The organism is Desulfocurvus sp., from assembly GCF_023230885.1.
Classification (GTDB): domain Bacteria; phylum Desulfobacterota; class Desulfovibrionia; order Desulfovibrionales; family Desulfovibrionaceae; genus Desulfocurvus.
On record NZ_JALNWM010000126.1, the window covers coordinates 1 to 9,872 of the forward strand.

Here is a 9,872-nt window from a genome sequence, read left to right on the forward strand (position 1 = left end):
AGCAGCAGGCTGAAGGAGCCGCGCACCGTGCGGCAGGCGGCGCCCACCGCGTCCTCCAGGTCCATGCCCTCGACCATCATGTTGCGCGCGATGAGGTGGACGATGACCTCGGAGTCCATGGTGGTCTGGAAGATGGTGCCGTGCTTTTCCAGCTCCTCGCGCAGCTCCAGGGCGTTGACCAGGTTGCCGTTGTGGGCGATGGCCAGCTGCTGCTCGCCGAAGCGCACCAAAAGCGGCTGGGCGTTGCGGATGAGCGAGGCGCCGGTGGTGGAGTAGCGGATGTGGCCCACGGCCACGTCGCCCTTGAGCTCCTTGCCCAGGTGGCGCTCGCTGAAGACCTCGGCCACCAGGCCCATGCCCTTCTGCTCGCGGATGCCCGCGCCGTCCCAGGTGACGATGCCCGCGCTTTCCTGACCGCGGTGCTGCTGGGCGAACAGGCCGAAATAGGTCATCCGGGCGGCTTCGGGGTGGTTGGCGATGCCGAACAGGCCGCAATATTCACGTTTCATGTTTGCTTGCCGATGCTGGTGGTTCTCGGGTGCGGGCGCCGGGGCCTCAGGCGTAGTATTCCTGGAGGCTCTTCACGTCCGTGCCGCTGGCGCGGCTTTCCTTGATGGCCTGGGCCATCGCCTTGGCCCCGGCCAGGGTCGTGGTGTAGGGCACGTTGTAGAGCAGCGTGGTCTGGCGGATGGCCGAGGAGTCATGGACCGTCTTCTTGCCCGAGGCGGTGTTGATGACCAGGTCGATCTCGCCGTTCTTGATGCGGTCCACGATATGCGGGCGGCCCTCGTAGACCTTGAAGACGAACTCGCTGGGCACGCCGTGCCCGGCCAGGAACTCGCCGGTGCCGCGCGTGGCGACCACGGTGAAGCCCAGCTCGTGGAAGGTCCGCGCCGTCTCGGCCATGGCGGGCTTGTCGCGGTCGTTGACCGAGATGAACACCCGCCCGGCCTGGGGCAGGCGCTGCCCGGCGCCGAGCTGGGCCTTGAGGAAGGCCTTGCCGAAGGTCGCGTCCACGCCCATGACCTCGCCGGTGGACTTCATCTCCGGGCCGAGCAGCACGTCGACCCCCGGGAAGCGGTTGAAGGGGAACACCGACTCCTTGACGGAAACGTGCCCGCCCCGGCGCATGGACCAGGGGTCCAGGTCGCGCACGCGCGCGCCGAGCATGACCTTTGTGGCCAGCTTGGGCAGGGGCACGCCCGTGGCCTTGGAAACGAAGGGCGCCGTGCGCGAGGCCCGGGGGTTGACCTCCAGGATGAAAATCTCCCCGTCCTTCACGGCGAACTGGATGTTCATCAGCCCGACCACGCCCAGCTCCAGGGCCAGGGCCACGGTCTGGCGCTCGATCTCGGCCACGGTGGCCGCGCCCAGGGTGTGCGGCGGGATGACGCAGGCCGAGTCGCCGGAGTGGATGCCGGCCTCCTCGATATGCTCCATGATCCCGGCGACGTACACGTCATGCCCGTCGGCCAGGGCGTCCACATCGACCTCGATGGCGCTCTCCAGGAACTTGTCCACGAGGATGGGGTGCTCGGGGGCCACGGTGACCTCGTGGCGGAAATAGGCCCGCAGGTCCTCTTCGCCGTAGACCACCTCCATCGCCCGCCCGCCCAGGACGTAGCTCGGGCGGACCACCACGGGGTAGCCGATGGTCTCGGCCACGGCCACGGCCTGCTCCACGCTCATGGCCGTGCCGTTCTCGGGCTGGCGCAGGTCCAGCTTGCGCAGCAGGGCCTGGAAGCGCTCGCGGTCCTCGGCGCGGTCGATGGAGTCCGGCGAGGTGCCCAGGATGCGCACCCCGGCGCGCAGCAGCGGCACGGCGAGGTTCAGCGGGGTCTGCCCGCCGAACTGGACCACCACTCCCTCGGGCTGCTCAAGCTCGATGATGTTCAGCACGTCCTCAAGGGTCAGCGGCTCGAAGTACAGGCGGTCGGAGGTGTCGTAGTCGGTGGAGACCGTTTCGGGGTTGGAGTTGACCATGATGGAGGTCACCCCCAGCTCCTTCAGGGCGTAGGAGGCATGGACGCAGCAGTAGTCGAACTCGATGCCCTGGCCGATGCGGTTGGGCCCGCCGCCGAGGATGACGACCTTGCGCCCGGGCCGGGGGGCCTCCTCGCGGCCGGTCTCGTAGGTGCTGTAATAGTACGGCGTGTAGGCCTCGAACTCCGCGGCGCAGGTGTCCACCAGGTAGTAGGTCGGCCGGATGCCCATGGCCTGGCGGATGCGCCGGATGTCCAGCTCGTCCTTTTTCCACATGGCGGCGAGCTGGCGGTCGGAGAAGCCGTGCTCCTTGGCCCGGAGCATGAGCTCCGCGCACTCGGTCGACGAGGCGCAGACCGACCCGGCCAGGGGGAAGTTGCGCAGTTCCTCCTCCAGGTCCACCAGGGCGCGGATCTGGCGGATGAACCACGGGTCGATCATGGTCGCCTCGTGGATCTCGGTGTCGCTCAGGCCGCAGAGCATGGCGTAGCGCAGGTGGAACAGGCGCTTGGAGTTGGGCTTGCGCAGCCGGGCCATGATCTCGTCGCGCCCGGGGCACGCCTCGCGGGCGAAGGTCCGCCCCAGGCCGGGCATGCCGATCTCCAGGGAGCGCAGGCCCTTTTGCAGGGACTCCTTGAAGGTCCGGCCGATGGACATGGCCTCGCCCACGCTCTTCATGGCGGTGGTCAGGTAGTCCTCGGCGCCGGGGAACTTCTCGAAGGTCATGCGCGGAATCTTGGTCACCACATAGTCGATGGTCGGCTCGAAGCTGGCCATGGTCTCGCGGGTGATGTCGTTGGGAATCTCGTCCAGGGTGTAGCCCACGGCGAGCTTGGCGGCGATCTTGGCGATGGGGAAGCCCGTGGCCTTGGAGGCCAGGGCCGAGGAGCGCGACACGCGCGGGTTCATCTCGATGACGACCATCTCGCCGTCGGCGGGGTTCACGGCGAACTGCACGTTGGACCCGCCCGTCTCCACGCCGATCTCGCGCATGATGGCCAGGGCGGCGTCGCGCATGGCCTGGTATTCCACGTCGCTGAGCGTCTGGGCCGGGGCGACGGTGATGGAGTCGCCGGTGTGCACGCCCATGGGGTCCAGGTTCTCGATGGAGCAGATGATCACGCAGTTGTCGGCCCGGTCGCGCATGACCTCCAGCTCGAACTCCTTCCAGCCGAGCACCGAGCGTTCGAGCATGACCTCGCTGGAGCGGCTGGCGGCAAGGCCCGTGGCCGCGATGGCTTCGAGCTCCTCCATGTTGTAGGCCACGCCGCCGCCCGTGCCGCCCATGGTGTAGGCCGGGCGGATGATGATGGGGAACGGGATGACCTCGGCGGTGGCGCGCACGTCGGCCAGGGTCCGGCAGATGCGCGACTCGGGCACCCTGAGCCCGATGTTCTCCATGGCCGCGCGGAACAGTTCGCGCGATTCGGCCTTTTCGATGACCTCGCGCGAGGCGCCGATCATCTCCACCCCGTACTTCTCCAGCACGCCCATCTCGGCCACGGCCAGGGCCGTGTTCAGCGCGGTCTGGCCGCCCAGGGTGGGCAGCAGGGCGTCGGGGCGCTCCTTGGCGATGATGCGCGCCACGGTCTCGGGCTCGATGGGCTCGATGTAGGTCCGGTCGGCCAGCTCCGGGTCGGTCATGATCGTCGCCGGGTTGGAGTTGACCAGGACCACCTCGTAGCCCTCTTCCTTCAGGGCCTTGAGGGCCTGGGTGCCGGAGTAGTCGAACTCGCAGGCCTGCCCGATGACGATGGGCCCGGAGCCGATGAGCATGATCTTCCTGAGGTCGGTGCGTTTGGGCATGTGGGTCGGTCGGGGGTTCGGGTTGGTGACACGCGCCCGGGGGGAGACGCCGCGGGACAGAACGGTGGCGCAGGCCTGGGCGGCGGGCCGGAGCCGGGGCGGACGGAGGCTGGCGCCCCCGGAAAAAGCACCCGGGTTTTATAGTCCAGCGCGTTGCCGGAGTAAAGGAAAAAGGCCCGCCCCGGCCCGGCGAAGCCCCGGCGGGCGCGGCTTCGCCGGGCCCGGACCCGGGCGGCGGGGCCGACCCGCCAGGCGCGGCCCGGGGTCCGGCCCGGGGGCCGGGCGGAGGCCGACGCGCGCCGGGGCCGGCGGGCTTCGCCGGGAAGGCCCGGGGCAGCCCGGAACCCGGGGCGGGGCGGCCGACGCCGCCCGCAGGCCCGGCGCCCATTCCGCAGGCCCGGCGCCCATTCCGCAGGCCCGGGCGGGGCCGGGCGGATGGCCGGGGACCAGCCCGGCCCGGGCCCGGCGGGCGGCGGGCCGGACGCGGGCGCCCGCCCCTCAGGACACCTTGGCCCCGGGGGCCACGGGGCCGCTGGCGGTGAGCAGCTCCATGCCGCCCTCGCGGCGCACGGCCAGGATCATGCCGTGGCTGGTCTTGCCGCGCAGGGGGCGCGGGGCGAGGTTGGCCACCACCACCACCTGGCGGCCGAGCAGGTCCTCGGCCTGGAAGAACTCGCGCAGCCCCGCCACCACCTGGCGCGGGGTCTCCTCGCCCAGGTCGACCTGGACCACGAAGAGCCGGTCGGCGTCGGGGTGCGGCTCGGCGGCGAGCACCGTGCCCACGCGCAGGTCGAGTTTCTGGAAATCCGCGAAGTCGATGACGCCGGGGGTCTGCTGCGCGGCCGGGGCGGCCTTGGCGGGCTGGGCCTTCTCCCTGGCTTTTTCCTTGGCCTTGGCGGCGGGCCGGGGGGCGGCCTCCTCGCGGGGCGGCTCCACGCGCGGGAACAGGTTCGACCCGGCGGCCAGGACCGTTCCGGGCTCCAGGCCCCCGAACCCGCGAATCTCGGCGTCCAGGTCCACGCGGGCCAGGTCGAAGCGTCCGCCGAGCTGGGCGGTCATGGCCTCGGCCGTGGCGGGCATCACCGGCCAGACGCAAAGGGCCACCTTGCGCATCATTTCCAGCAGGGTATACATCACCCCCGCCAGCTCCCCGGTGCGGCCCTCCTTGAACAGGGTCCAGGGCGCCGAGGCGTCGACGTACTTGTTCAGGGCGCGAACCAGCTCCCACAGCGATTCCAGGGCCTGCCCGAACTCCAGGCGCCCGAACAGGGCCGCGTAATTGTCCAGGGCGTTTCGCGCCAGCTCGCCCAGGGCGGGGTCCGCCGGGGCCGTGCGCGCCCCGGGGTCGGGCACCTGCCCGCCGAAGTACTTGTGGGTCATGGCCAGCACGCGCGAGAACAGGTTGCCCAGGTCGTTGGCCAGGTCGGCATTGAGCCGCCCCACCAGGGCGTCCTCGGAAAACGAGGCGTCGCGCCCAAAGCGCATCTCGCGCAGCAGGAAATAACGGAAGGCGTCCAGGCCGTAGCGGTCCTTGAGGGCCAGGGGCTCCACCACGTTGCCCAGCGACTTGGACATCTTGGTGTCCTTGACCAGCCAGTAGCCGTGGACGTTCAGGTGCCGGTAGACCGGCAGCCCGGCGGCCCGCAGCATGGTCGGCCAGAACACGGCGTGGGGCTTGAGGATGTCCTTGGCCACCAGGTGGTCGGTGTGCTCCCAGAAGCGGGCGAACAGCTCGCCGTCGGGCCAGCCCAGGGCGGTGATGTAGTTGATGAGCGCGTCGAACCAGACGTAGGTCACATAGCCGGTGTCGAAGGGCAGCTCGATGCCCCAGGTCAGGCGCGACTTGGGCCGCGAGATGCACAGGTCGTCCAGCACGCCCATGTCGAGCATGGACAGGACCTCGTTGCGGTAGCGCTCGGGGCGGATGAAGTCCGGGTTGGCCAGGATGTGCTCCTTGAGCCAGCCCTGGTACTTGGACATGCGGAAGAAGTAGTTGGCCTCGCTGATCCGGGCAGGCGGCACCTTGTGGTCCGGGCAGCAGCCGTCGGCGTCGAGGTCCTTCTCGGTGAGGAACTGCTCGCAGCCGTAGCAGTACAGACCCTCGTAATTCTTCAGGTAGATGTCCCCGGCGTCGTAGACCTTCTGCAGGACGGCCTGCACCACCTGCCGGTGGCGCGGCTCGGTGGTGCGGATGAAGTCGTCGTTGGTGACGCCCAGCTCGGGCCACAGGTCGCGAAACTGCGCGCTCACGGTGTCCACATATTGCTGGGGCGTGCTGGCGGCCTTCTCGGCGGCCTGCACGATCTTGTCGCCGTGCTCGTCGGTGCCGGTGAGAAAGAAGGTCTCGTCGCCGCACAGGCGGTGGAAGCGCGCCAGGCTGTCGGCCACGATGGTCGTATAGGCGTGCCCCAGGTGGGGCTTGGCGTTCACATAATAGATGGGCGTGGTGATGAAGAAACGGCTCAAGATCGGTCCTCCTGTGGTGTCCGCTGCCGTGGTCTAGTCGTTGGAGCCGCCGTCGGGGCGCGGCTTGCGCCGGCGCCTGCGGCGAGAGGATTTGTTGCCCGCGGGGCGGGCCTCGGCGGGTGCGGCGCCCTCGGGGCGGGGCTCCCGGCGGCCCGGGCCGCCGGGGCGCGGGGCGCGCCGGGGCGCGGCCTCCTGGCCGCCTGCGCCGTCCCCGGCGCCCGCGGGCGCCGCAGGGGCGGCCTCGGGCTGGGGGGCGCCCGGACCCTCGGGGGCCTGGGGCCGGGGTGCGGCCGCCTCGGCGGCGGGCTCCGACGGCTCGCCGCCCGGGCGCGGCCCGCGCGAGGCGGGGCCGCCCGGGGCGCCACCCGCGCCGCGCGGGCCGGGGCGCCCGCCGCGCCGGGGCGGCGCGGGCGCGGGCTGCGGCTCGGGCCGGGGCACCTGCGGGTCGTAGCGCCGGGGGTTGAGGGCGTGCCATTCCTCCAGGGTCAGCTCGCGCTCCTCGCCCACCTCGGTGAACACGGTGATGCCGCCGCGAAAGAAGTTGGCCCGCAGCACCTTCATCAGCCCCTGGTCGGTGTCCATGCGCTTGCCGATCTTGGGGCACTGGCGGTAGAATTCGCGGTAGTTCTCTTCCTCAAAGGACAGGCAGCAGAGCAGCCGCCCGCAGATGCCGGAAATCTTGGTCGGGTTCAGGAACAGGTTCTGCTCCTTGGCCATCTTGATGGTCACCGGGGCGAACTTGCGCATGAAGCGGCGGCAGCAGGCCACCTGCCCGCAGTTGCCCACCGCGCCGAGCATCTGCGTCTCGTGGCGCACGCCGATCTGGCGCAGCTCGATGCGCGTGCGGTAGTTGCGCACCAGATCCTTGACCAGCTCGCGAAAATCGATGCGCCCCGGGGCCGTGAAATAGAAGACCATCTTGCTGTGGTCGAAGAAGACCTCCACGTCCACGAGCTTCATCTCCAGCTCGCGTTCGGCCACGCACTGGCGGCAGAAGCGGTAGGCCTCGCGCGCCAGGGCCGCGTTTTCGGCCTCGGTGGCGAGGTCCTCCTCGGTGGCCAGGCGGAAGATGGGCTTGAGGCCGTCGGCGGGCACGTCCTCGGGCGGAACCTCGCCCAGGGTGACCACCGTGCCAAGGCCCATGCCCTGGTCGGTCTTGACGATGACCCGGTCGTTCCTGGCGACCACGAACGGGCCGGAGTCGAAATAGTATATCTGGCCGTAGTCGCTGAATTTCAGCCCCAAAACATGGCTCATATGACGTCTCGCTGGAGTTCTCGGCTTCGGTGGAACGCATTCATATAAAACAGTTCGGCCCGAACATCAAACGCCCGGACCCGCCCCGCCCCGGCGGCGCCGCGAGTGTTGACTTGAGCCCACGCGGCGTTATGGTTGTCCATGCGGGCCATGCCCGCCAAGGAGGGCCCATGTACACCGTCATCCCCCTGCTCACCGGCGTGCGCAACCCCGACCAGGGCATCATGACCTACCAGCGCGACTACGGCAAACCCATCTGGCTGCCCATATACGCCTTCCTGGTCCGCGGCGGCGGGCGCACCATCCTGGTGGACACCGGGCTGGACGAGGACGAGGTCATGGAGCCCGCCGGGTTCCACGAACAGACCGGCCTGACGCCCCTGCCCCTGTCCGAGGCCCTGGCCGAACACGGCGTGGCCCCCGAGGACGTGGGCACCGTCATCAACACCCACCTGCACGACGACCACTGCGGCAACAACCGCCTGTTCCCCGGGGCGGCGCACTTCGTCCAGCGCAGGGAGCTGGAGTTCATGCGCAACCCCCACCCCCTGGACCACCGCTACGACGAATACTTCACCGAGGACATCGAGTTCCGGGTTCTGGACGGCGACTGCGAGCCCGTGCCGGGCATCCGCTGCCTGCTGACCCCCGGGCACACCCCGGGCAGCCAGACGGTGCTCGTGCCCACGGCATCGGGCGACGTGGCCCTGCCCGGCCAGTGCTGCAACGAGAAGAACTTCCCCGACAACGGCCCGGCCATCTGCCCCGGGGTCCACACCGACGCGCTGGCGGCCTACGACAGCATGCAGCGCATCAAGGCCCTGGACGCCGTCGTCCTGCCCACCCACGGCCTGACCGTGGCGTCCATGCGCTTCTGATCCGCCCCCGGGGCCGGACGAACGACGCCCCCGGCGCAGCGCTGCGCCGGGGGCGTCGCACATTGCGGCCCCGGGCGGCCCGGGGCCCGCTCAGGCCCCGGCCTCGGGGGCCAGGCCCAGATACTCCGGCGTCAGGCCCACCAGACGGATGCCGTGGCGCTCGGCCAGGGCCACGCTCTCTTCGAGGTCGAAGAACACCGAACGCCCGGCCTCGATGCCGATGCACGAGCCGCCCACGGCGGCCAGCGCCCGCACGGTGTCCGGCCCGGCGGCGGGCAGGTCGATGCGCGCGTCCTGGCCGGGCTTGAATATCTTGCACAGCACGCAGCCCTTGCCCAGCAGCGCCCCGGCCCGCGCGATGGCCGCGTCGGTGCCCTCGGGGCCCTCCACGGCGCCCACCACCCCCGAGCGGATGAGCAGGGACTGGCCGATGTCCATGCGGCCCAGGGTCTTGGCCATGGGCCAAGCCAGGCGCAGGTCGTCCAGGTCGCTGGCGCGCGGGGGCTTGGCCGTCAGCGGCCCGGCGGGGGTGGCCATGCCGGGCAGCAGCTCCAGGGCGCTGGCCAGGCGCAGGCCCTGGCGCTCCAGCTCCCCGGCCAGGGTGCTCAGGATGGCGTCGTCGCCTTTGCCCGCCAGGCGCAGCAGGAGCTTGGCCGCCAGCCAGTCCGGGCGCAGGTCCATTGCCCGGGGCTTGTTGATGGTTCCGGCGAAGACCACGCTGGTGGCGCCCTGGTCCTTGAAGGTCCGCAACAGGCGGGCCACCTGGCCCAGGTGCAGCTCGACGTAGGAGGCCGCCTCGGCGGCCAGGGCGGGGTCGGTGTTGCCCGCGAAGCCCACGGCGACCACCCGGGCCCCCGCGGCGCGCCCCGCGCGGGCAACCAGGAAGGGAAACTGCCCGCCCCCGGCGATGAGTCCGATGACCTCGGCCATGCCCCGCCCGCCCGGCGCTACTCGCCCCGGTTCTGGCCGTTGCGCAGGCCGCTGTCGCAAAGCATGCCGCGCTCGCTGGAGCGGATGAACTCCAGCAGCCGGGCCACCTCGGCGATGTCGCCCAGGGTTTCCTGCACCTCGGCCAGGGCCTCCTGGCGCTCCTTGCCCGCGCGCCAGATGAGCTTGTAGGCCTTCTTCAGGCCCGAGATGGCCTCGGGGCTGAAGCCGTTGCGGCGCAGGCCGATGAGGTTCAGCCCGCGCAGCTGCGCGCGCACCCCGGCGGCCATGACGAAGGGCGGAACGTCCTGGCTCACGCCGGACATGCCGCCCACGAAGCCGAACTCGCCCACCCGCGCGAACTGGTGCACCCCGGACATGCCGCTGATCACCGCATGGTGGCCCAGGTCCACATGCCCGGCGAGCATCACGCCGTTGGCCATGATCACATGGTCGCCGATGTGGCAGTCATGGGCCACATGGGCGTAGGCCATGATCATGCAGCCCGAGCCGATGATGGTTTCGCCGCGCCCGGTCTCGGTGCCGCGGTGCAGG

At 70.6% G+C, this 9,872-nt stretch carries 6 protein-coding genes and 1 pseudogene; 1 reads left to right on the forward strand and 6 read right to left on the reverse strand.

Annotated features, from left to right (window positions below):
* The 4 genes from M0P34_RS09980 to M0P34_RS09995 form a co-directional block, all read right to left on the reverse strand.
* The coding region (locus M0P34_RS09980; protein ID WP_291498769.1) for a class II glutamine amidotransferase at nucleotides 1-509 on the reverse strand (509 nt) is incomplete at its 3' end.
* Nucleotides 510-555: 46 nt separating this feature from the next.
* Nucleotides 556-3,789 carry a carbamoyl-phosphate synthase large subunit gene (carB, locus tag M0P34_RS09985; RefSeq protein WP_291498770.1) on the reverse strand — a complete coding sequence of 1,078 codons (3,234 nt, stop codon included), beginning with the start codon at nucleotides 3,787-3,789 and terminating at the stop codon, nucleotides 556-558.
* Nucleotides 3,790-4,287: 498 nt separating this feature from the next.
* Nucleotides 4,288-6,255: a methionine--tRNA ligase gene (metG, locus tag M0P34_RS09990; protein ID WP_291498771.1), complete on the reverse strand. Its 1,968-nt coding sequence runs from the start codon at nucleotides 6,253-6,255 to the stop codon at nucleotides 4,288-4,290.
* Between the two features lie 33 nt (nucleotides 6,256-6,288).
* A complete protein-coding gene (locus M0P34_RS09995) occupies nucleotides 6,289-7,512 on the reverse strand; it encodes a stage 0 sporulation family protein (RefSeq protein ID WP_291498772.1) in 1,224 nt (407 codons plus the stop codon).
* Between the two features lie 170 nt (nucleotides 7,513-7,682).
* On the opposite strand from M0P34_RS09995, the gene M0P34_RS10000 reads away from it, so the two are divergent.
* On the forward strand, nucleotides 7,683-8,390 hold the full coding sequence (locus M0P34_RS10000) for an N-acyl homoserine lactonase family protein (RefSeq protein WP_291498773.1): 708 nt from the start codon (nucleotides 7,683-7,685) through the stop codon (nucleotides 8,388-8,390).
* 90 nt (nucleotides 8,391-8,480) lie between these two features.
* Here M0P34_RS10000 and lpxI read toward each other — a convergent pair whose 3' ends face one another.
* Nucleotides 8,481-9,320: a UDP-2,3-diacylglucosamine diphosphatase LpxI gene (gene lpxI / locus M0P34_RS10005; protein WP_291498774.1), complete on the reverse strand. Its 840-nt coding sequence runs from the start codon at nucleotides 9,318-9,320 to the stop codon at nucleotides 8,481-8,483.
* Nucleotides 9,321-9,337: 17 nt separating this feature from the next.
* Nucleotides 9,338-9,872, reverse strand: a pseudogene (locus M0P34_RS10010) (acyl-[acyl-carrier-protein]--UDP-N-acetylglucosamine O-acyltransferase); the annotation flags it as partial.

Bases quoted from the DNA above. Each gene is read 5' to 3' on its own strand.
- carB (WP_291498770.1), bottom strand. From the start codon at position 3,789: ATGCCCAAACGCACCGACCTCAGGAAGATCATGCTCATCGGCTCCGGG.
- M0P34_RS09995 (WP_291498772.1), bottom strand. From the start codon at position 7,512: ATGAGCCATGTTTTGGGGCTGAAATTCAGCGACTACGGCCAGATATAC.
- M0P34_RS10000 (WP_291498773.1), top strand. From the start codon at position 7,683: ATGTACACCGTCATCCCCCTGCTCACCGGCGTGCGCAACCCCGACCAG.
- lpxI (WP_291498774.1), bottom strand. From the start codon at position 9,320: ATGGCCGAGGTCATCGGACTCATCGCCGGGGGCGGGCAGTTTCCCTTC.